Source organism: Labrys okinawensis, from assembly GCF_047345005.1.
Taxonomy (GTDB): Bacteria; Pseudomonadota; Alphaproteobacteria; order Rhizobiales; family Labraceae; genus Labrys; species Labrys okinawensis.
This window is the reverse complement of sequence record NZ_CP178864.1, coordinates 4,083,963-4,105,884: the sequence shown is the minus strand read 5'-3', so window position 1 is coordinate 4,105,884 and position 21,922 is coordinate 4,083,963. Positions and strand designations below refer to the sequence as shown.

At 62.3% G+C, this 21,922-nt stretch carries 22 protein-coding genes and 1 riboswitch; of the genes, 14 read left to right on the top strand and 8 right to left on the bottom strand.

Annotated elements, in window-relative coordinates:
- Window positions 1-95: 95 nt before the first annotated feature.
- The 6 genes from ACMDCR_RS19245 to ACMDCR_RS19220 all read left to right on the top strand — a co-directional run bounded on the left by ACMDCR_RS19245 (window position 96) and on the right by ACMDCR_RS19220 (window position 6,146).
- Window positions 96-425 (top strand): hypothetical protein, encoded by a 330-nt coding sequence (locus ACMDCR_RS19245; RefSeq protein WP_413988153.1) that lies wholly within the window; start codon window positions 96-98, stop codon window positions 423-425.
- A 115-nt stretch (window positions 426-540) separates the two neighbouring features.
- Window positions 541-1,254, top strand: a complete 714-nt coding sequence (locus tag ACMDCR_RS19240; protein ID WP_413988152.1) for a DNA-3-methyladenine glycosylase I — start codon at window positions 541-543, stop codon at window positions 1,252-1,254.
- A gap of 292 nt (window positions 1,255-1,546) precedes the next feature.
- On the top strand, window positions 1,547-1,711 hold the full coding sequence (locus ACMDCR_RS19235; RefSeq protein ID WP_413988151.1) for a hypothetical protein: 165 nt from the start codon (window positions 1,547-1,549) through the stop codon (window positions 1,709-1,711).
- A 1,209-nt stretch (window positions 1,712-2,920) separates the two neighbouring features.
- Complete coding sequence (locus tag ACMDCR_RS19230; protein WP_413988150.1) at window positions 2,921-4,972, top strand: caspase family protein; 2,052 nt, start codon at window positions 2,921-2,923, stop codon at window positions 4,970-4,972.
- 64 nt (window positions 4,973-5,036) lie between these two features.
- Complete coding sequence (locus ACMDCR_RS19225; RefSeq protein WP_413988149.1) at window positions 5,037-5,351, top strand: hypothetical protein; 315 nt, start codon at window positions 5,037-5,039, stop codon at window positions 5,349-5,351.
- A gap of 114 nt (window positions 5,352-5,465) precedes the next feature.
- Complete coding sequence (locus ACMDCR_RS19220) at window positions 5,466-6,146, top strand: DsbA family oxidoreductase (RefSeq protein WP_413988148.1); 681 nt, start codon at window positions 5,466-5,468, stop codon at window positions 6,144-6,146.
- Window positions 6,147-6,303: 157 nt separating this feature from the next.
- Here ACMDCR_RS19220 and ACMDCR_RS19215 read toward each other — a convergent pair whose 3' ends face one another.
- From ACMDCR_RS19215 to ACMDCR_RS19205, 3 genes are all read right to left on the bottom strand, one after another.
- Window positions 6,304-6,558 (bottom strand): DUF1344 domain-containing protein, encoded by a 255-nt coding sequence (locus ACMDCR_RS19215; protein ID WP_413988147.1) that lies wholly within the window; start codon window positions 6,556-6,558, stop codon window positions 6,304-6,306.
- Between the two features lie 31 nt (window positions 6,559-6,589).
- Window positions 6,590-6,850, bottom strand: a complete 261-nt coding sequence (locus tag ACMDCR_RS19210) for a hypothetical protein (protein ID WP_413988146.1) — start codon at window positions 6,848-6,850, stop codon at window positions 6,590-6,592.
- Window positions 6,851-6,944: 94 nt separating this feature from the next.
- Window positions 6,945-7,727: a hypothetical protein gene (locus ACMDCR_RS19205; RefSeq protein WP_413988145.1), complete on the bottom strand. Its 783-nt coding sequence runs from the start codon at window positions 7,725-7,727 to the stop codon at window positions 6,945-6,947.
- Between the two features lie 282 nt (window positions 7,728-8,009).
- Here ACMDCR_RS19205 and ACMDCR_RS19200 point away from each other — a divergent pair, with 282 nt between their 5' ends.
- Window positions 8,010-8,789 (top strand): cobalamin-binding protein, encoded by a 780-nt coding sequence (locus tag ACMDCR_RS19200; RefSeq protein ID WP_413988144.1) that lies wholly within the window; start codon window positions 8,010-8,012, stop codon window positions 8,787-8,789.
- 123 nt (window positions 8,790-8,912) lie between these two features.
- On the opposite strand, the gene ACMDCR_RS19195 is transcribed toward ACMDCR_RS19200, so the two are convergent.
- The 5 genes from ACMDCR_RS19195 to ACMDCR_RS19175 form a co-directional block, all read right to left on the bottom strand.
- Window positions 8,913-9,668 (bottom strand): CbtA family protein, encoded by a 756-nt coding sequence (locus ACMDCR_RS19195; RefSeq protein ID WP_413988143.1) that lies wholly within the window; start codon window positions 9,666-9,668, stop codon window positions 8,913-8,915.
- A gap of 18 nt (window positions 9,669-9,686) precedes the next feature.
- Window positions 9,687-9,896, bottom strand: a complete 210-nt coding sequence (locus tag ACMDCR_RS19190; RefSeq protein ID WP_413988142.1) for a CbtB domain-containing protein — start codon at window positions 9,894-9,896, stop codon at window positions 9,687-9,689.
- 55 nt (window positions 9,897-9,951) lie between these two features.
- A riboswitch (cobalamin riboswitch) is annotated at window positions 9,952-10,023 on the bottom strand.
- A 222-nt stretch (window positions 10,024-10,245) separates the two neighbouring features.
- Complete coding sequence (locus tag ACMDCR_RS19185; protein WP_413988141.1) at window positions 10,246-10,953, bottom strand: hypothetical protein; 708 nt, start codon at window positions 10,951-10,953, stop codon at window positions 10,246-10,248.
- Between the two features lie 53 nt (window positions 10,954-11,006).
- Window positions 11,007-12,317, bottom strand: coding sequence for an AAA-associated domain-containing protein (locus ACMDCR_RS19180; protein WP_413988140.1), 1,311 nt, complete (start codon window positions 12,315-12,317; stop codon window positions 11,007-11,009).
- Window positions 12,318-12,347: 30 nt separating this feature from the next.
- Window positions 12,348-14,081 (bottom strand): ABC transporter permease, encoded by a 1,734-nt coding sequence (locus ACMDCR_RS19175; RefSeq protein ID WP_413988139.1) that lies wholly within the window; start codon window positions 14,079-14,081, stop codon window positions 12,348-12,350.
- Window positions 14,082-15,032: 951 nt separating this feature from the next.
- Between ACMDCR_RS19175 and ACMDCR_RS19170 the strand changes: the two genes are divergently transcribed.
- The 7 genes from ACMDCR_RS19170 to hpnK all read left to right on the top strand — a co-directional run bounded on the left by ACMDCR_RS19170 (window position 15,033) and on the right by hpnK (window position 21,880).
- A complete protein-coding gene (locus ACMDCR_RS19170) occupies window positions 15,033-16,193 on the top strand; it encodes a sensor histidine kinase (RefSeq protein WP_413988138.1) in 1,161 nt (386 codons plus the stop codon).
- The gene (locus ACMDCR_RS19165) at window positions 16,187-16,831 is read left to right on the top strand and encodes a response regulator transcription factor (protein ID WP_413988137.1); all 645 of its coding nucleotides are present in this window, start codon (window positions 16,187-16,189) and stop codon (window positions 16,829-16,831) included. Before ACMDCR_RS19170 ends, ACMDCR_RS19165 begins: the two co-directional genes overlap by 7 nt.
- Before the next feature lie 18 nt (window positions 16,832-16,849).
- Window positions 16,850-17,254 carry a DUF302 domain-containing protein gene (locus tag ACMDCR_RS19160; protein WP_413988136.1) on the top strand — a complete coding sequence of 135 codons (405 nt, stop codon included), beginning with the start codon at window positions 16,850-16,852 and terminating at the stop codon, window positions 17,252-17,254.
- Between the two features lie 161 nt (window positions 17,255-17,415).
- Window positions 17,416-18,411, top strand: coding sequence for a lysylphosphatidylglycerol synthase domain-containing protein (locus ACMDCR_RS19155; RefSeq protein WP_413988135.1), 996 nt, complete (start codon window positions 17,416-17,418; stop codon window positions 18,409-18,411).
- A gap of 24 nt (window positions 18,412-18,435) precedes the next feature.
- The gene (hpnI, locus tag ACMDCR_RS19150) at window positions 18,436-19,581 is read left to right on the top strand and encodes a bacteriohopanetetrol glucosamine biosynthesis glycosyltransferase HpnI (protein ID WP_413988134.1); all 1,146 of its coding nucleotides are present in this window, start codon (window positions 18,436-18,438) and stop codon (window positions 19,579-19,581) included.
- 2 nt (window positions 19,582-19,583) lie between these two features.
- On the top strand, window positions 19,584-21,023 hold the full coding sequence (hpnJ, locus tag ACMDCR_RS19145) for a hopanoid biosynthesis associated radical SAM protein HpnJ (protein WP_413988133.1): 1,440 nt from the start codon (window positions 19,584-19,586) through the stop codon (window positions 21,021-21,023).
- A complete protein-coding gene (gene hpnK / locus ACMDCR_RS19140; protein ID WP_413993669.1) occupies window positions 21,020-21,880 on the top strand; it encodes a hopanoid biosynthesis-associated protein HpnK in 861 nt (286 codons plus the stop codon). Before hpnJ ends, hpnK begins: the two co-directional genes overlap by 4 nt.
- The last annotated feature ends 42 nt before the right edge of the window (window positions 21,881-21,922 follow it).

The following is a 21,922-nucleotide window of genomic DNA, read 5'->3' as shown; positions in this document are numbered from 1 at the left end:
GCCCTTGAACTGCTGGAATTTCACGACAAAATATTGAGCAGGCTCGACCTGCCATGCCGGGCCGTATCGAAAGGAGCAGAGCAGGGAGACGATCGATGACGCAGCGGCCAGGCACCCCACTCCCGCCAGCGCATCTTCTGACGCATGACGCCGAACTCGACCGGCTGATGTGCCCGCAGCGCTTTTACAAGCGGCCGGCAAATGTTCTCGCCGACGCCGGCCTGACGATTGCCGAGCAACGGGCGATCCTTTCGTCCTGGGCATCGCAGGCCTGTGCCTCGGAAGCGCTGCCGCCGCTCGGTGCGCCTATCCCGTCATCCGGCGGGCAACAGGTGAGCTTCGAGGAGGTCACGGAGGCGTTGAGGCAGCTCGACCGGCAGGCGCTGCCGCCTTGCCTTACGGCGCGCAAATCGATCATCAACTGAAATCGCGAGAGCCGGAAAGCTGGGTTGCCCTGGGTAGCCGCCTGACTATTGTCTATCGGTATCGTCACGCCGAATCCGTCGCGCGCCGCCGGGCCGGCCAGCAGGGAATGCCGCGATGAGGCCTTTTGCCGATATCTTCGAGCTGGCCGCCAGGCGGAAGGGCGGCGCCGCCGCGCTGAACCAGGCGCTCGCGACCACCGCCTCCCGCACGCCAGCAGAGATGGCGCAGATCCCCGACGACCGCATCCTGGCCGAGATGACCCGCCGCATCTTCTACGCTGGCTTCTCGTCCAAGGTCATCGACGACAAATGGCCCGCCTTCGAGAAGGGTTTCCAGGGGTTCGAGCCGCATGCCTGCGCCTTTATGACGGACGAGCATTTCGACGTGCTGATGCAGGACCGCGGTATTGTTCGCAACGGCGCCAAGATTCGTTCCGTCCAGCTCAACGCGAAATTCCTTCTCGATCTCAAGGTTGAGCATGGCAGCGCCGCCCGCTTCTTTGCCGATTGGCCCGACAGCGACTATGTCGGCCTCCTCGATGTCCTCAAGAAGCGCGCCAGCCATCTCGGAGGCGATGCGGCCGGTCGCTTCCTGCGCGGGATCGGCAAGCCAGCCTTCATTGCCACACCCGACATGGTGGCGGCCCTGATCAGCGAGGGCGTGCTGGCCAAGCCGCCGAGCGGCAAGAAGGACCTGGCCGCCGTCCAGGCCGCCTTCAACCGCTGGTCCGGGGAATCCGGGCGCGACCTCACCGCCATCAGCCGCGTGCTGGCCATGAGCGTCGACAGCGACAGCCACGGTTACCGGGAACCGCGCAAGAAGGGATAATGCATCGGCCCGTCACGGTGACCGAGGATGCGATTTCCCCAGCCAACCGAGGGTGGGCGCTTCACACGCAATGCTTGCGTCTTCAGCGCGGTCGCGTCCTGCAGGCCGATGGGCCGGACCGATATTACTCTGAATGTCTCTTTCGTTGCTGCCTTATGGAAATATAGATATACCAATATTGATCTATTCATTCTCAATTACTTTACTTGTATTTTCTTGACAAAACTAACGAGAATCGACCTTTCTCCATCAAGGTCGATAACGTTACGGAAGTACCGCGAAAGGAACTCCCATGCACACTCCCTCCCGATGGATCTTCATTGTTTCCCTGCTGCTCGCCATCGCTGCGCTGATTGGCGCAGCCCATCTCGTGGCTGCCGTTGAGCCCTATGCCGCCTTCGTGGCGCTGGCAGGCTGGCTGGTGCTGACGATCGGCTGCTTCATCAAGACGACCTGAGCAGCTTGGCTATAGCATTTTGCGATTTGACGGAATCGGTAAGGATCGCAAAGGCGCGTCGAAACAAAGAACTAGAATAAAATGCGTTCACGCCTAAACGCGTTTTGCTCTGGAGCATCGAAGCAAAGCCAGGCGATCCTCCATGGCTTGTCGAGCAGCCATTGCGCGACCCGGGGGTGCTGCAGCGCCGCTGGGTTGACGATATGTTTCGGCAATCGTTCCCGCGGGGCTTCCGCGATACCGTCATACGCCGCTCCACCAGGCGGCGCGTGCGGCCAAGCGGGCCCATATTACAGCGGCCGCCAAGCGCCTCGGCGATCTCCTGCATGAGGAGATCCTGCGCAAATATATGGAGGGCGGGCTACGGGCGCTAAGGGGCCTCCGCCGGTGATGCACGCCATTGGTTACAAGCACACAAACAGAACGAATCTTGACTTTCATCCGTTGCCATGCTCTATTCCGTAACGGAATGAGGCGTCAATGGCCGGCGCAGGTACAGCCCGGCCCCGAACGCCTCCATCCACCCCTACAGCCTGTCCCAGCGGCAGGCGCATGTGGCGGTCCTGCTTCCTTCGAAGCTGGCCTCCAGGGGTGACGAGCGGGACAGAGGGATCGGCACCCCATGGAAGTGCCTCGCGATGGAAAGACCACGCAATCCCCGGACGGAGCGTGAAGGGCTTGAGCCCGGCAACGCCTTCGTCCCTCCTCCCGCCGATGCGGTGAAGACGGCTGATGCCACCGTCCGGCCAGGACGGACGTCGCTCAGCCCCTTTGCCGAGCCGGCTGGGCCGGGTTCGGATGGTCCGTGCCATCCGCTCCCGGCTCGCCTCCGCCTCCAAGAGGCGGAAAAGCAGGTGGCCTTGCATGCTTTGTCAGCGTGCCGGGCCGCCGGAACGGGGCGATGGCGGCCGGCCTGACAATGCGGCCTGCATCTTCCATGATCCTGCTTACACGGCTGCTCCGCAGCCGCCATCGCCCGGTCTCCTCATCAACCCAGCCGGAAAGGGCGTGGGAACGAGAACGTTTGCGCATGGCGGTGAGAAATTGGAAGAGGGCGCCTGACGGTGCTGTCATCCGCCTTAATATTTAAGCATCTAAGCTGGCCCTGCTACAAAGAGTGGCCTTTTCCGACACCTCGTTTTCCGGTGATAATCGGTTGATGCGGATCGCGCCGAACCGTCACTGCTTCCCGCTGAGAGGAGGGCCCCGATGCGTTGGCGAAACACTCTCAGCGCCATGATATTCGTTGTCGCGAGCTGTTTCTCGGGGGCGGCGCTCGCCGACAAACGCGTGGCGTTCGTGGTCGGTATCGACCACTATTCCAAGGGGAATGGCCCGATTTCGGCCCCCGATCTCGCCAATCCCGTCAATGATGCTCGCGCGATACGCGATACGCTTTTGAAACTCGGCTTCAGCGTCGTCTATGGCGAGGATCTGAAGAAGGACGATTTCGAGGCCGATCTCGACAGTTTCGAGGACCAGGCCCGGGACGCCGATCTCGCGCTTGTCTATTTCTCCGGACACGGCTCCACCTTCGAGAACCAGCCTTATCTCGTGCCCTCCGACGCCGTCTTCGACGAATTGCGCAAGGCCGAGCGCAGCGTGATCCCGGTGGAGGAGGTGCTGGCGCGCCTGCGCGAGGCCAAAGGCGTGCGTATCGCCCTGTTCGATGCCTGCCGCGACAATGCCGCCGAGCAGTCCCTCAAGCAGAGCGCAGCGAAGACCCGCGCGGTCGGGCAGGAACGGGGCCTTGCCCGTGTATCGAGCGCCGACGGGCTGATCGTGATGTATGCCGCGCAGCATCTGCAGACGGCCAAGGACGGTGCGGGGGAGCATTCACCCTTCGCAGCGGCGCTGCTGACGCAATTGCCGGCGCCCAATGTCGACGTTACCGAAATGCTCAACAATGTGGCGCGGTCGGTGATCAGTTCGACCAACGGCACGCAGAAGCCCGAGCTGGTCGTTGATCTCTTCGACAAGTTCACGCTGGTCACCACGGCTTCCACTTCACCGGAACCATCGCCGGCTCCTGGCGCCCCCTCGTCCGCCCCCGTTGCCACCGTCGACCCGCGCGTTGCGGAAGCCGCGCTGATCTGGCCGTCGCTGTCGGCGTCAACCGACAGGAACGCCCTGACGGAATTCCAGAAGCGCTATGCCGGCACGATCTATGCGACGATGGCCGGCGACAAGCTGGCATCGCTCCAGGCGGCGCCGGCGCCGACTCCTTCGCCCACCGTCACCCCGGCGCCCGCTGCATCTCCCCCTCCTGCATCCGGGTCGCAGCAAAGCGCCTCCCTGGAGCTGCCCTCGGCCAAGCGCGGCCTTCTCAACAATCCGGCCTTTGTCCGCACCTATGGCGAGGAAGCCAGGGACTGGGCCGTCGCCCCGCAGGCGACGCTGCGCCCGAGCAATGCCGTCGGCACGCCCACGCCGACCTCGATCCCCGGAGCCGCCGTCATCTCGACCGGGGAGGTGGCCGCCCTGGTCGCGACGCGGCAGACGCAGTTCGCCCTGCTGGATGCCCTCGAAAGTCCTCACCAGATGATTGCAGGCGCCGTGAACGTCGCCGGTGCCGGGCGGGACGGCACGATGTCGGATGCCACGCAGAGCTGGCTCGCCGGCCGCCTCAAGGACATAACGGCGGGCAAGACCGATTTTCCCCTGATCTTCTATTGCGCCGGTGCCGAATGCTGGGAGGGCTACAACGCCGCCCTGCGGGCCCGCGAAGCAGGCTACACCAATATCTATTGGTATCGCGGCGGCCTGCAGGCCTGGCAGATGTCGCCGATGGCCGGTGTCTACAAGAACGCCGCCTTCGCGCGCACCCTCGGCGAGGAAGCCACGGATTGGGGCGTGCCGGCCCAGTTCCGGCTGAGGGCCAATTTCGAGATCGGCACGCCGACGCCTACGACCATCCCGGGCGGCATTGTGCTGACGACGGGTGAAGTCTGGGCTGGCTTTTCCGGAGCCCATATCGGCCTTCTCATCGATGTCTGGACCGCGCCGCACAACCTCATTCCCTCGGCGATCAACCTGGCCGGCATGGGCAGCGGCGGCAACTTTTCAGATAATGTCCAGAGGCTCGCCGTCGCCAAGCTGCAGCAGATCACAGGCGGCAATTTCTCCTTCCCGCTGGTGTTCTACTGCCGGGGGCCGCGTTGCTGGGAGGGCTATAACGCTGCCCTGCGGGCGATCCATGCCGGATACCGGAACGTCTACTGGTATCGCGGCGGTGTGGCGGCTTGGAGCATGGCTCACTGAAGGCGGACTTGCAGAGCCTCGCGCGGACGGCGATCATGGCCGGACATAGAAAAGGGGGGCCCGGATGGTAGCCGACATTTCTGATTTTATGGCCAGCGTAAAGCGCGAGGAGCCGCCTGCGCCGATCAGCCCGCCTCTGCGCGCCATATGGCACGGCCTGCGTGGCGAATGGGACCGCGCCCACTCCATCGCCCAGGCCGGGGACGACCGCGAGAGCGATTGGGTGCATGCCTGGCTGCATCGCATCGAGGGAGACCTGTCAAACGCACGCTATTGGTATGGCCGTGCCGGACGGACCATGCCGGCCGGATCCACAGAGGAGGAGGGCGCCGCGATCGCCGGCACGCTCCTGCAGGCCGGCGGAGACGGCGGGGCCTGAGGTCGATAGCGGGAAGTTGATGGGCTGGAAAAGCGGGAAAGATTGCATCCGGCCTTCCACGGGGCGATATCTCGGGCCCGTCCGCGGGACAAAAAGCAGCGCCGGAGTGAAGATATGGCCCAGCATCTCAAGATTGACTTCATCTCCGACGTAGCCTGCCCCTGGTGCATCATCGGTCTCAAGGGGCTCGAGGAAGCGCTCGCTCGTGCCTCGGATGCAGTGGCGGCCGATATTGCCTTCCAGCCCTTCGAGCTGAACCCCTCGATGCCCGCCGAAGGGCAGAACATCGTCGAGCATATCACTCACAAATACGGGATCACCGTGGAGCAGTCCGCCGCCAACCGGGCCATGATCCGCGCGCGTGGTGCCGGCGTCGGCTTTACCTTCAACACGTCGGACGAGAGCCGCATCTATAACACGTTCGACGCCCACCGCCTTCTGCACTGGGCGGAGACGAGCGGCCACCAGCAGGCGCTGAAGCTTGCCCTGTTCAAGGCTTATTTCACCGACGGCGCCAACGTTTCCAAGACGGACGTGCTGGTCGCCGCCGCTATCTCCGTGGGCCTTGACCGCGAGGCGGCGCGCGAGGTTCTGGAAACCGGGCGCTATGCCCAGGAAGTTCGCGATGCCGAACGCCTGTGGCAATCGCGCGGCATCAGCGCCGTGCCGGCCGTGGTCATCAACGAGAGATGGCTGATCTCGGGCGGCCAACCTGCGGAGGCCTTCGAGAAGGCCCTTCGCAATATCGCAGCAGAAGTTTCGCCGGCCGCGGAAGGAGTGAGCGCTGGGCCGTGAGGCCTTGAACCGGGAAGTCTGTCTTCGTTCCGGACACATGCCGGCTCCATGATCCACGATCTTGCCGAACCTTCCGCAGTTTCCATCACCTTGAGCAATCAAGCCGGGGTGCGGGGAAACCCGTACGCCGGCTTTGTATTCCTTGGGGGAGCCGCCTCTATTTGACGGGGCGAACGCTGGAGGCTCGGAGATGGGGTGTCTTGCCGGTATAGTTAATCTCGACCTTTTCTCCCACTTTCAGACTTTCAGCCTCGACGCCTTCAGGCAAGGTGAACACTTTGCCGTCTTCGAGGGTAATTGCATCCGACTTGGCGTCGATCCGCGTGATTCTGCCCGTGACAGTGGTGGCACTCGCGGAGGCGACGCTGGCGAGTAGAACAGCGCCGGCGATAGCCAGGGACGTCATGCGCATCTGTGTAGCTCCTCATATTTTGAGGCGGTCGTCACTGCATTGGGATGCCCGCCTTCTTCAGTCCTGTTTCGATGGCCTTGTGGCAGGTTGCATCATCGTCCTTCTTGAGCGCCGCGACCGATTTGGTTTTAGCCTCATCGAGCGCGGCCTTTGCGGCTGGCGTCAGGTTGGGTGTCTGCAGAGCCTTTTCGAGCTGGTTCATATCGCTTTCGCAATCGGCCAAGGCGATGCCGGTAGCCGCGAGTCCGGCGATGACACTGACCAAGGCGATCTTGAGGGTATGGTTCAGCATGAAATAATCCTGTGCTTTGGAGGCGCCTGAAGAGGAAGCGCGCGAGTGCGCTTGCGGCAGAAGCGGCGCCGGTCATCAACCGCATCGGTGCTGGTCAGGTCTGATCCAGCGCGATTTCGTCGGGCTTGCTGATCGCGAGATAAGCGACCGCGACCAAAATGACGGCGAGGAAGACGATGCTTGTCGTCACCGTGCCCCAGCCGAGCCCTCCGGCGAGCATCGGCTTAGCGAGGAGGTCGCCGAGTGAGGCTCCGAGCGGGCGCGTTAGGATATAGGCGAGCCAGAAGGAGAGGATGGCGTCCATCCTCGCGACATAGTGGAGGATGGCGACCAGGAAAATCATCGCCGCGAAGACGAGGAGGGCCTGGCCGTAGCCGAGGTCGAGGCTCTCCGCCAGGAGATCGCCAACCGACGTTCCCATGGCGAAGGTGAAGAGAATGGCGGCCCAGTAGAATAGTTCGCGGCGCCGGGTCACGATGGTGTGGATCGAGAGCGTGCGCTCGCTGGCGTACCAGGTCGCAAAGACTGCTGTGAGGATGAGGCCGAAGGCCACCGACGTGGTGATGAGGCTGATGCCCATGCCGTCCACCAGATTGTCGGAGACCAGCGTGCCGACGATGCTGATGAGCACGACGGTCGCCCAATAGATCGGGGCTTGGTAGCGCCGGGCTCGAAGCTGGAAGAATAGGGCGATCAGGAAAACCGCGCCCATCACAAAGGAGGTCAGACTGAGCCCGAGATCCAGCCTGATCGACAACAGATCCGCGGCCGTTTCTCCTACCGTCGTCGACAAGATCTTGATCGCCCAGAAGATCAAAGTCACCTCCGGCACTTTGTTCAGAAACAAGGATTCGGAGTTGTGTGAAGAAGATCTCATGTCGACCTCATCTATATTTATTCAACATCATCCGACCGAGAAGGTCGCCGGAATATTTGACTGACCCATGTGGATAATGACAATGATGGTAGCCGGTAAGATTTAGATGTAACTTAGGAGCGGTGTTTTTCAGCCAGCGTTGAAGTGGGGGTTGTCACGGGCCGAGCCTCACGAGGCGCCCAGTCAGGATGGAAGTCGCTAACGTGACTGGCTGCCACCTTGCTCCGTGCTCGACTGATCCGAAACATTGCCGAGGCTCGCGCGACGGGCTACCTCTAGCCCATGGCCGGCCGCTTTCCACCTTCGCGCATCGTCTGCCTCACCGAGGAGACGGTCGAGACCCTCTATCTGCTTGGCGAACAGGACCGCATCGTCGGCGTGTCCGGCTATGCGGTGCGCCCGCCACAGGTGCGACGCGAGAAGCCGCGCGTCTCCGCCTTCACCTCGGCCGATATCCCCAAGATCCTCGCGCTCGAGCCGGATCTGGTGCTCACGTTTTCGGATCTTCAGGCCGAGATCGCGATGAGTTTGGTGAAGGCAGGCATCGAAGTCCACGCCTTCAACCAGCGCGATATCGCCGGCATCCTGTCCATGATCCGCACGGTCGGCGCCCTGGTGGGCGCTCTCGAGAAGGCCGAGGCGCTGGCGCTGAGCTACGAGAAGCGGCTTGGCGATATCGCCTCCCGGGTGCGGGGGCCTCGACCGAGGATCTATTTCGAGGAATGGGACGAACCGATGATCAGCGGCATCGGCTGGGTGTCCGAGCTGATCCGCATCGCCGGGGGCGATGATGTGTTTCCGCACAAGGCGCGAGAGAAGGCGGCGGCTGACCGGATCGTCACGTCCGATGAGGTCATTGCCGCTGCGCCGGATGTGATCCTCGCCTCGTGGTGCGGCAAGAAGGTTGTGCCTGCCAGGATCAGCGGCCGGCCTGAGTGGGAGCGCATTCCCGCCGTGCGCGAAGGGCGAATCGTGGAGATCAAGTCGCCGCTGATCCTGCAGCCCGGGCCTGCCGCTCTGACGGATGGTCTCGACGCGATTCTGCAGACGCTTTGGCCGTGATCCGAGGGCTCACTCGAGGACTTGCAATGGCTGACCTGAGACCGTGAAGAGCCGAATTCGCGGCGTGTTCTGGAGATGGCCCTTGCAAAGGGCCGGCCGCTGGCGAGCGGCCGGCATCAAGGGTCAGGCGGCAACCCGGTTTGGAACCATCAGCTTCTCAGCGAAGGCGCCGAACACCAGGGCCAGTGTCGACCACATGATGATCTGCGCGCCCATGGACGCAACACGGAATTTCCACAGGATGACCGCCGGGAAGGCCTCCGGCACCTCGTCAATCACGGGCATCAGCAAGGCGGCGATCACCACGACGGCCAGATAGCATGCGGCGACGATGAGCGTGGCATTCCAATTGCCCCAGCGCCCGACCAGCGCCTTGCGCATGTTGGCCGCCAGAATCATGGTGCCGAGCGAAATCGCGATCATCAGGAAATAGAGGGCGGTGCGCATGCCGATGGTGTCCGGATTGCCTACGGAGGGCGGATTGGCCGGATATTTCAGGTTCGGCACAAGATAGATCGCTATGAAACCAGTCAAGGCTACCAGAACTGCCGCGACACGGGGCGAACTCGTCGCCTCCAGCCGTCCGAACACGAAGGCGAATGCCAGGGCGAAGAGGCCGCCAAAAGCGATGTTGTACGCCATCACGCCCGTCAGCAGGCCCCAGCTTGCCTGCATGGGCCGGCTGACGAGTTCCGGCTCATCCGCCGGCATCGGCATGCCCTTTGCCATTTCAGCCTTGGCCTTGGCTTCGTCCATCTGGGTTTCGAAGGCGATCGCGCGGTCGACCTGGGGTTCCCCATAGATTTTCAGGAAGCCAAAGCACAACAGACCCGCGAGGATGCCGACCAGCATCCCCCGGACGAGGAGATCTCTAACCATTTTGGCGGTGCTTTCTTCTCAGTGGCAGGGGAAGCCAAGAAGATGGCGGCCGTCATGCACCCATTCGTGCACATACATGCCTTGAATGATCGAGGTGGCTCCCTCTTCGGCACCCACGAAGTAGATGGCGATCAGGCACAGAAGGCCGGCAAAAATCGCCCAGGGAATGACGTCGCGAAGGGGAATGGCAATTGGCGCCGCGATCGGCGCTGCAGTTGAACTGATCAAGGGAGTCTCCTCGGATTTCGCGTCCAGGTATGAGTCATGCGTAGTCACGAAGAGGGTCTGACTCTCGATTGGCAAGAAGCCCAGCCGAATACAGTGGCGCGACCGTTCCGGGTTTTCACCGGCTTCCTCGAACATGACGATGCCATGTAGTTATACTGACGAGGCAGGGGTGCAACAATCAACTCATGAGGGATAGTATTAGCGTACGCAACCATGGAGGGCGTCGCTCATCAGTTTTGACGACGGCCTCCACGCTATCGGGGCAGCCGTTTCCCATTGCGGAGATCCGGCGGGCGTGTTGCAGGCCTTGCCTGCCTGAGGGCAGGGCGAGACCGAAGAGCGGGAATCTTCAAGCCAGGATATTCACCGCCCGCGCCGCGACCAGGGCGACAGTCAGCAGCGAAATCATGGCTTCCGCCATCATCAGGATCTTCGCGCGTGCGGTGAGCGGCAGCGTGTCGGTGGGGGAGAAGGCGGTGGCATTGGTAAAGGCAAGGAAGAGATAATCCACGAAGCCCGGAAGCCAGTCGCTGATGCCCCGATCGTTTATCGTCATCTGCGGAAACAGGAAGTCGGAATGGGCGCGGTCGACGAGACCGCACGTCGGAGGTCCACCGCGGTCGGTGCTCCAGAACCACAAGGCGAAGATGATGACATTCGTCACCCAGATATTGAGGGCGTCGACCAGCAGCGTGGTGCCGTTGTTTCCGGCGTGCCCTTCGAGCAAGGCCTGAACCAGTTCGATCAGTGCCCCGCAATTCATCACGCTGATCAGCCCGGTCAGGCCAAGAGCGGCCCAGCGGATCAAGCCGCGGAAGCGCGCGATTGCCTGCCAGTGATGGTCCGCGACCGCATCACGCACGGCCGACTGCGTCCAGGCGGTGGCGATGGAGAGGGGCACCAGCAGGATGGCCTCCAGGCCTGGCGCAAGCCAGCGCGGCCCGAAGGAGATGTCGTTGATGACAAGCAACTGGAGGCAGATGATGATAAGGACGGCGCCACGCGCCAGCCAGAAATCCAGTGCCCGGTGATGAAAGACGATATGGCGATCACGCATACTGTTTGTCAGCCGTTGAAGAACGGGGAACGAAACCCGGCGGGGCAGGGCGGTTACTGCGGGTTCTCGAGACTGAAGGTTTCGGTCTGCTCGTCATAAGCGAACAGCTCGCCATAGCGCGCCCAGGAAACGATCGTGTTCATCGTTTCGTCCGCATAGGACTCGCTCATGTAGTCCTCCAGCTCGTTGCGGAACCGCGCCGCTGGCGCCGTGTGACTTGGGCGCTCGTCGAGCACGCGACGGATCAGGCCCATGACCGGGACGTAGGCCAGCAGATGTTCGGCAAAGAGCTTCTTGCGTGCGTCGGTATCGAGGTTGGCAAATCTCTTGCCCGCATCGGTGAGCACGATGTCGCCTTCGCTGAGCTGGGCGAAGCGCAGCAATTGCAGGGCTTCGCCAAGGTGGAAGAGTTCGTCGGCTTCAAGCTGCAGCGTACCGGCGAGCACCGGCAGGTCAGCTCGGCCATTATAGGGCGCCCCGGCCAGCGCCTCGATAAGACCGGCAAGGATATTGGTGGAGATCGGTTCCAGCACCATGCCCATTCCGGTGCCGGGAATGCCTTCCAGCGACGGCGCACGTGGCTCCGCGCGCTGAGTCATCAAGGCGTAGATGCTGTCGACCAATTGCCGGAACATGGGATCGAGGCGGTTGCGCGGATGGGGCAGGTTCACCTTCAATTCCTGCGCCACACGGCCGGGATTGGAGGAGAACACCAGGATGCGGTCGCACATCAGCACGGCCTCCTCGATATTGTGGGTGACGATCAGCACCGACTTCATCGGCAACCGGCCTTCCATCCACAGGTCGATCATGTCGGTGCGCAGCGTCTCGGCGGTGAGCACGTCGAGGGCCGAGAAGGGTTCGTCCATGAGGAGGAGGTCGGGATGGACGACCAGGGCGCGGGCAAAGCCCACGCGCTGGCGCATGCCGCCCGAGAGTTCGCGGGGGAAAGCGTTCTCGAAGCCGTCGAGGCCGATGAGGTCGATCGCGGCGAGGGCAAGCTTGCGCCGTTCGGCCCGGTCCACGCCCTTGGCCTCCAGGCCGAGCTCGACATTCTGCAGCACGGTGAGCCACGGAAACAGGGCGAAGGACTGGAAGACCATGGACACGCCAAGCGGCGGTCCCTGAATAGGAGCACCCCGGCACTGCGCCTGGCCGGAAGAGGGGGAGATCAGGCCGGCAATGATGCGCAGCAGGGTGGACTTGCCGGAGCCCGAGCGACCGAGCAGGCCGACGATTTCGCCCTCCCGGATGGTCAGGTCGACATTCTCGAGAACGACGACATCCTTGCCGCTCGGCTTGGGAAAGGAGCGGCCGACCTGCCGGATGTCGATGAGCGGGGCCTTCACAATTTGATCAAGCATGGAAAGATCCTCCGGAATGCGGAAATGCGGTCAGCCCAGGCGCAGGCGCCGTTCGCCGAAGGCATAGAGCTGACGCCAGAACAGGCGATTGAAGAGCGTGACGAAGGCGCACATCACGACGAAACCGAGCACCACGCGCGGGAAATCACCGGCGGTGGTGGCATTGGCGATGTAGGAGCCAAGGCCGGGCGTGGTGAGCTGCGTACTGCCCCAGCTTGCTACCTCGGCGACGATGCTGGCGTTCCAGGAGCCGCCGGAGGCCGTGATGGCGCCGGTGACGTAATAGGGGAAGATGCCGGGCAGGATCACCTTCAGCCACCAGCGCCAGCCGGTGATATGGAAGCTGCGGGCCGCCTCCTTGAGATCGCCCGGGAAGGCGCTGGCGCCGGCGATCACATTGAACAGGATGTACCACTGCGTGCCCAGGATCATCAGCGGGCTGAGCCAGATATCGGCGTTAAGGCCGAAATGCACGATCAGGACGACGAACACCGGGAAGGCGATGTTGGCGGGGAAGGCAGCAAGGAACTGGGCAAGAGGCTGGATTTTCTCGGCAAGCGCCGGGCGAAGCCCGATCCACACGCCGACAGGCACCCAGATCAAGGTGGCGATCGCCATCAGGACGATGACCCGCAGTAGCGTGATGAAGCCGTCGATCACGGCCGTGGTTACATCCGGCCAGCCGATGCTCGCCCGCAGATAGTCGATGCTGACATAGGCGGCCCAGGCCGCGCCCGCGGCAATGACCGCAAACCAGATCCAGTCTATGGCGCGCGAGGCGGAAGCATTGTTCCTCTCGGAGCCGAGTTTCGGCCATTCTGGCAGCCGGACCGTCCATATCAATCGCGCAAGCCACTGGAATGGCGCGGCCAGGATCTGTGTGATGCGGGCGCGGCGAAAGAGATCGAGCATCCACGAGGTGGGCTCGATGCCCGAGGCGGTGGTCTCGAAGCGGAACTTGTCGGCCCAGGCAACCAGCGGACGGAAGAGCAACTGATCATACAGGATGATCACCACAAGCATGGCGATGACGGCGTAGAGGACCGCCCAGATATCCTGCTGCTTGATGGCAAGCGCCACATAGGAGCCGATGCCGGGCAGCGTCATCGTGGTGTCGCCGACCGTGATCGCCTCGGAAGCCACCACGAAGAACCAGCCGCCGGACATCGACATCATGGTGTTCCACACGAGGCCCGGCATGGCAAAGGGCACGTCCAGCCGCCAGAAACGCTGCCAGCCGCTGAGGTGGAAGCTTTTCGTTGCTTCCTCCAGATCCTTGGGCTGGTTGCGCATCGACTGGTACATGCTGAAGGTCATGTTCCAGGCCTGACTGGTGAAGATGGCGAACACCGAGGCGAATTCCGCGCCGAGCACGCTGCCGGGGAAGAGATTGAGGAAGAAGGTCACCGTGAAGGTGAGGAACCCGAGGATCGGCACCGACTGCAGGATGTCGAGGATCGGGATCAGCACCATTTCGGCCCGCCGGCTCTTGGCGGCGAGGGCGGCATAGATGAAAGTGAAGATCAGCGAGAACACGATCGCCAGCAGCATGCGCAGCATGGTCCTGACGGCATATAGAGGCAGGTTGACGGGATCGAGCGAGAGCGGTGTCGTGTCGAGTGTCGAGAGCGGCGCGGTGGTGACGTGAGCGCCATAGGCCACGAGGACAATGGCCCCGACGATGAGCAGGAGTGCCATCAGGTCCCACAGGCTTGGCAGGATGGAGCGCCGGATGGCGAGCGGGGCAAATTTCTGGGATGACATGATAGGCCTCGTTTCGCGCTAGCCGGGATATTGGGTCGAGCGTTGCAACAGCCGGAAGGGCAAGAAGGCGCATCGCCGATCTCGGTCCCGCGTATCTTTGCGCTCAGGCAGTACTCGCACATCCATAGGTGGGATCAAGGAAGTACGGTTGCGAACATCTGCCGAGAACGAAAACATAGGTCACCTCAACGGCGGGCCGCTTGGAGCGCCGCGGGCGAGCCCGTTCACCTCATCTCGCCGGACGCTCGTTGCGGCGCGCTTTCTCGATCAGGGGTTTCGGGCATGGCTCTCGTTTCCGTTGGAAGACGCGGTGGTTCGAAGCCACTGGCAGGAGATGCTATAGAACCGGTCGTGCCGACCGGCCAGCATGCGTGCGGAAAGGGGACACATCCATCGGAATAGCGAGCCTATACGCAGGTATATCCGGAGCCTCCGTGATTACCGATTATCTCGCGTACTGCTGCAACAGATGGCCACAAGCCCTTAACAATACGCCTATCTTGCCGATCGTCAGTGCCGTCTCAACATGCGGCACTTCAAGGCAGATAATCGCGAGGTCATGTCACTGCCTTGAACAGCCACTGAGACAGGCGAAGAACCAACCGTGCCTCGACGATCAGGCCAAGGCGCCGCAGCGACAAGGCGAACCGGAGCAGTTGCAGCGAGCCGGTATGGATGAATCTCCGAATAAGAGGATGCAGGCGGGAGCCCCTTCGCAGGAGGCCAATACCGGCGATTGGGCGGCGACTGTGGTTCGGTCGGATGGGCGAAAAGGATGACATAGGGGCGCAGGCCTTGCGCCAAGACCAGGCGCTCGCAATATCCTTCATTATCTGTCCATGCGCTTTCCTTGCCGCAAGAAATTCGAACGATAGTTTGGTATACGAAAGTATATCGGCTCTATACTCGGCATTATTATAGGCAGACCGGGTGTTCTGGTAGGCAGCAATCATGCCGGTTCAGGACCTGGCTGAAACCGCCGCCGGGAGCCGGGAACATCGGATGCGGCATGGGGCGTGGATCGACGTGATGAGCAGCAGTGGGCGAAACGCCATGTTTACAGGACATCATGCCCGGCCCGGGCTTCGGGCTGCGATGATCTTGATTTTGCTGGGCTGCGTGTTCGTTGCCGATACGGTTACCGACTACGAGATCGCCTTCGCGGTGTTCTATATCGTGGTCATCCTCCTTGCGATCGGCTTCCTGTCGACGCGCGGCGTCATCGTGCTTGCCGGCGTCTGCGTGGCCCTGACGGTCCTCAGTCTTTTCCTTACCAGGCGCGGCATGTTTGAGGCGGGCCTGCTGAATTGCGGGATCAGCGTGGCCGCCATCGGCATCACCACCTATCTCGTTCTGCAGACGGTGGCCGCCCAGGCCTCGGCCTTCGAGGCGCAGACACAACTGGCTCGCGTGGCGCGCCTGACGAGCCTGGGAGCGCTGACGGCATCGATCGCCCATGAGGTCAACCAGCCCCTGGCCGCCATCGTCACGAGCGGCGATGCCTGCCGGCGCTGGCTCGACCGCGAACCGCCAAATCTGGAAAAGGCCCGCCAGGCCGCCGACCGCATCATCAACGACGCGAACCGCGCGAGCGACGTCATCATACGTGTGCGCGGCCTGGCCCGAAGCGAACTGCCTCACCGGGAGGCGCTCGACTTCAATGATGTGATCAAGGAGAGTCTGGCGCAGGCGCAGGCGGAAATCGAGCGCAACAGCATCTCGATACGCCTAAGGCTGGCCGACGGCCTGCCGCCGATCCTTGCTGATCGGATCCAGGTCCAGCAGGTCATCGGGAATTTGCTGCTCAATGCGATGGAGGCGATGCATGACATGCCGACCTTCAAGCGTGAACTGGAGGTCGCGTCCTTTATTGACAATGCCGGAATGGCAACCATCACGGTTGCCGATTCCGGCATCGGCATCAAGCCGGCCGAACTTGAGCGTCTCTTCGATGCCTTCTGGACTACAAAGGAGGGAGGCATGGGCATTGGGTTGTCGATCAGCCGTACGATCATCGAAGCCCATGGAGGCAGCATTTCGGTGTCCTCCAAACCTCGCATGGGTGCTACCTTCCGCGTCAGCCTACCCGTTGCCGGAGCAAACGCATGGTGACGTCCACTCGGGCAAGACCGGAAGCAAGCGGGGCTGTGGTTTATGTCATCGACGACGATGAATCCGTGCGCCGCGCGCTGGAGGATTTGCTCGCGTCGGTCGATCTGGCCGTGCGCTCCTTCGGATCGACACAGGCTTTCCTGGAACATGGCGTCTCCGAAACCCCGGCGTGTGTGGTCCTCGACATCAGGATGCCGGGCCAGAGCGGCCTGGATTTCCAGCAACAGATGGCTGCGCTCAGCATGCGCATTCCCGTCATCTTCATCACCGGCCATGGCGACATCGAAATGTCGGTGCGCGCGATGAAGGCAGGGGCGATCGAATTCCTGACCAAGCCCTTCCGCGACCAGGATCTGCTGGATGCCATTCAGCAGGGGATCAAGAGAGACATGCAGAGGCGAGCGGAAGACGATGTCGCAGCCAGACTCAGGGGGCGCTGGGAAACGCTGACGCCGGGGGAGCGCGACGTCATGGGATTGGTGGTGCGGGGATTGCTGAACAAGCAGATCGCTGCCGATCTCGGCGTCAGCGAAATCACGGTCAAGGTGAGGCGAGGCCAGATCATGCGCAAGATGCAGGCCGGTTCCGTTGCCGACCTGGTCAGGATCTGGGACCGGCTGGACATATCGACGCTATGAGACTGCGAGGAGCCCGACATGAAGCCAGACGGCCTGATGACCCTGCGAAGTTCACATGGTCCCGCGGAGACGAAGGACCGGCTTGTCGAGGCTGTCACCCGGAGCGGGATGGCGGTGCTTGCACGGATCGATCACGCTGGCGCCGCCCAGAAGGTCGGTCTTGATCTGCGGCCCACGGAAGTGCTGATCTTCGGCAATCCGAAGGCCGGAACACCACTGATGCAAGAGGTCCAGACCATGGGCATCGACCTGCCGCTGAAGGCGCTGGTGTGGCAGGATGAAGCGGGCGCAACCTGGCTTTCCTACAACGATCCAAGCTGGTTGGCTGCTCGTCACGGCCTTGGTTCGCGGAAGGACAAGGTATTGGAAATGATGAGTACCGCCTTGGAGAATTGTGCGCGGCAAGCGACAGGAAGCACCTGAGATTGCAGGCGGGAGTTGCTGACCTGGCTTTCAGCTTCCGCCTTTCGGGTGCAACGGCCGACGAGGGGACGCCGCGGCCAAGCCGGTGATTTGCCCTCAAAGGACCGTAAGGTTACTCTCGCGAGCGTTCCAGCAATGCATTCGACAAAGCTTTGATCCGCATGGGAAATGCTCTTCGCCTCGATGTTCGTGGCCTCGCCCGGCTTCCCCTGGCGATGCTTCTGGGTGCCTGTATCCTGGCAGGATTGACCCTGTACTGGGGGGCCGGCGACATAATGAGAGCGGTCGGAGCCGCGGGTTGGGGTGTCGGACTGATCGTCATCGCACGGTATATCCAGGTGCTGGCCTCGGGTGTGGCGTGGCGTGCCGTGCTGGAGGCTTCTATCGCCTGGTGGGTCTGTCCCATCCTTCGCTGGGTTCGCGAGGCTATCAACGTTCTCCTGCCCGTCGCACAGGTTGGCGGCGACATTGTCGGTGCGCGCCTCCTGTCGAGACGCGGCGTCAAGGCCTCCGTGGCGACGGCCAGCGTACTCGCAGATCTCCTGGTGCAAGTTGGCACCCAGCTGGTCTTCTCTCTGCTCGGCCTCTTCCTGTTCTGGTCGAAGTCCAGCGATGCACGGCTGGTGCTGTGGCTGGCCGGGGGGGTCGGGCTGCTTGCCATCGGTGTCGCAGGATTTCTTGCGGTCCAGCGCTGGGGTGGTATCGCCTGGATCGAAGAACGCATCGGCGGCTTGGTGGGGCGGAACGGCTGGACCATGCCGGGTGGAATTGCGGGCCTGTCCAGCAGTCTCCGGGAAATACATGCCGCCCCGGGGCGCCTCGCCCTGGCGGCGACGATTCACATGGCAATCTGGATCTTCGGCGCCAGCGAAGTCTGGATTGCGTGCCGGTTCATAGGACATCCGGTCGACTTCAGCGCCGCCCTTGTCATCGAGAGCCTGTCGCATGCGGCAAGGGCGGTGTTCTTCGTGATTCCGGGCGGCCTCGGCATTCAGGAAGGCGCTATTGTCGCGCTCGCCGCTACATATGGTCTCTCTCCTCAGACCGCCGTCGCTATTGGCTTGTTAAAGCGCATACCTGACATCATACTCGGAATTACAGGTCTGGCGATCTGGCAAGGCATCGAGCTTGGCTGGCTTCGGGCAGGGCGGGCGTAAGTATCAGAGTGTGTGGCCCTCGCAATGTATATTCTGGGTCAGATTATCGGCGTTCTGGCAGCTCTCGGCTGTCTTTATTGGCTGTTGGCAGCCTGGCTGGTGGGACGTTTTGGTTCGAGGACCAATGCGGCGGCGCACCTTTCGAGCCCTTTGGTGACGATTCTCAAGCCTCTCCACGGCGCGGAACCGCTTCTTGCCGCGAACCTGTTTTCGTTTGCGCAACAGGATTACGCCGGGCCGATCCAGATCATCTTCGGCGTCCAAAGCTTGGCCGATGCTGCCATTCCTGATGTCAGAGCCCTGATCGATGCCTTGCCCGGGCAGGATCTCAGCCTTGTGGTGAACCCCCAGCGGCACGGCAGCAATCCGAAGGTTTCCAACCTCATCAATATGATGCTCCAGGCGAAGGGCGAGGTCATCGTCCTCGCTGACAGCGACATCGTCGTCGAGCCCGACTATGTGAGGCGTGTCGTCGGCGAGCTCCAGACCCCTGGCGTCGGCGCCGTAAGCTGCGCCTATCGCGGTGGACGCCTGCGTACGACGTGGTCACGCTTCGCGGCCCTGGCGATCGACAGCCACTTTCTTCCCAACGTCGTGGTCGGGCTTGCGGGAAAGCTCGCGACCCCTTGCTTTGGCGCCACAATCGCGCTGCGCCGTGAAACGCTCGACAGGCTCGGAGGCTTCGAGACCTTTGCCGACACCCTCGCGGACGACTACGCGATCGGGCGCGGAGTCCGCCGACTGGGCCTGCAAGTCGCCGTTCCCGGCTTCCTCGTTACCCATATTTGCGCGGAGGGGACTTTTAGCGACCTCCTCAAGCATGAGATCCGCTGGGCCAAGACCATTGCCAATGTCGACAGGCCGGGATTCATCGGCACCGGGCTCACACATGTCATACCGCTGGCGCTGATTGCCTTCCTGCTGACGGGCAGAAGCGAGTGGAGCGGTATTCTCCTCGCAACGTCTCTGGCCTGCCGCTATTTGCTGCTATGGAGCGTCAAACGGCGTTTCGACATCAAGGAAGTGGCCCTCTGGCTTTTGGTGTTGAGAGACGGCCTGTCCTTCTTCGTCTATCTTGCCAGCTTCCTGCCCAGTGCCGTGCACTGGAAGGGGGAACGGTTCCTGGTCAAGACGGATGGTTCCATGATTGCACGACACGAAAGCGATTGACCATGCGCACTCTCTTTCTTCAGGCTCCTTCCTTCGATGGTTTCGACGGCGGAGCGGGTTCGCGATACCAGGCCCGGCGCGAGATTGCCTCTTTCTGGTATCCGACCTGGCTCGCCCAGCCAGCTGCCTTGGTCGAGAACAGCAAGCTCATCGACGCGCCGCCGCACCGCACCCCCTTGTCGGAGATAACCGCGCAGGCGCGCGATTTTGATCTCGCGGTGCTGCATACTTCGACGCCTTCGTTCAAGTCGGACGTGAAGACGATCGAAGCTCTAAAGGCGGCCAATCCCACTCTCAAGGCAGGGCTGATCGGCGCGAAAGTGGCCGTCGATGCCGCCGGGAGCCTTGCCGCGGCGCCCGCTGTGGATTTCGTGGCGCGCAATGAGTTCGACTTCACCATCAAGGACGTTGCCGACGGCATGGACTGGAAGTCCATTCGCGGCCTGTCCTATCGAGAAGCCTCGGGCGATATCGTCCATACGCCGGATCGGCCGATGATCGAGCAGATGGACTCGCTGCCCTTCGTGACGCCGATCTACAAGCGCGACCTGACGATCCGGAACTATTTCATTGGCTATCTCAAGCATCCCTATATTTCGCTCTACACCGGTCGCGGCTGCAAATCGCGCTGCACCTTTTGCCTGTGGCCCCAGACTGTGGGCGGGCATCGCTATCGTACGCGCAGCGTCGGCCATGTGCTCGAGGAGATCGCCTGGAGCCAGAAGGCCTTTCCCGAGGTCAAGGAGTTCTTCTTCGACGACGACACCTTCACCGACGATCTGCCAAGGGCCATGGAGATCGCCAGGGGATTGGGCAAGCTCGGCGTAACCTGGTCGTGCAACGCCAAGGCCAATGTTCCGCGCGAAGCGCTCAAGGTGATGCGGGACAATGGCCTGAGGCTCCTTCTTGTCGGCTACGAGTCGGGGAACCAGCAGATCCTGTACAATATCAAGAAGGGCATGCGCATCGACGTGGCCGAACGCTTCACCAAGGATTGCCACGAACTCGGCATCACCATTCACGGCACCTTCATCATGGGCTTGCCGGGCGAGACCAGGCAGACCATCGAGGAGACCATCCAATTCGCCAAGCGCATCAATCCCCACACGATCCAGGTCTCGCTTGCCGCGCCATATCCGGGGACCTTCCTCTATAATCAGGCGATCGAGAACGGCTGGCTTGACGATGCCAATGCCGAACTGGTCGACGAACACGGCGTGCAGATTGCGCCGTTGCACTATCCGGGCCTCAGTCACACCGAAATCTTCGAGTCCGTCGAGACGTTCTACCGCCAGTTCTATTTCCGGGCGGGAAAGATCGCCTCGATCGTCGGAGAGATGGTCCGCAGTCCGGAAATGATGAAGCGGCGACTGAGGGAAGGGGTTGAGTTCTTTCACTTCCTGCGGGAGCGGCGTGACATTTCAAAAGGGACGGCATCCTGAACGCCGTCATAGTCACCGCCGACGACTTCGGCCTGTCGACGGAAGTGAACGAGGCTGTCGAGGAAGCGCACCGGAACGGCATTCTTACCTGCGCAAGCCTGATGGTCGGCGCGGCTGCCGCAGAAGGCGCTGTCGCCATCGCGCGGCGTTTGCCGACACTCAAGATCGGCCTGCACCTTGTCCTTGTCGAGGACGTGCCGATCCTGCCGGCCCAACGCATCCCGAGCCTGGTTGATTCAGCGGGCCGCTTTCGTCGCGATCTCGTGCGTGCCGGCACGGGGATGTTCGTGAGCCCGAAGACGAAGCGTCAGCTCGCCGCCGAGATCACCGCGCAGTTCGAGGCCTTCCGATCGACCGGCCTGGCTCTCGACCACGTCAATGCCCACAAGCATTACCATCTGCACCCGACAGTGGCGTCCTTGCTCTTCGCAATCGGGCCGCGATACGGCATGCGGGCCCTCAGGATTCCCTCCGAACCCGCAGCCGTCATCAGCGCGATAGAGCCTGCCGCCGCCACCGCAGCCCGAGCTGCGGTGGCGCTGTGGAGCAATCTGCTCGGCCGCCGAGCCCGCCGCAGGGACTTGCTTGTGCCCGATCAGGTCTTCGGCCTTGCCTGGTCGGGAGCCATGACGGGCGCGCGCCTGCGCGGGGTTCTCTCGCACGCGCCCGACGGCGTTACGGAAATATACACCCATCCAGCGACCACCGGCGGCTTTCCGGGGCATGCGCCTGGATATTCCTATGCCGAGGAGCTTGCCGGCCTGACCGCGCCTGAAACGCGCGACCTAGTCGAGAGGCTCGCATTGCGCCTATGCAGTTTCAGTGGCCTCGGCGCGGGAACTGCGGGACTAAGCTGATCGCCTCCATTGGGGCTTTGTGCCGGCGACGGTGTCCGGCCC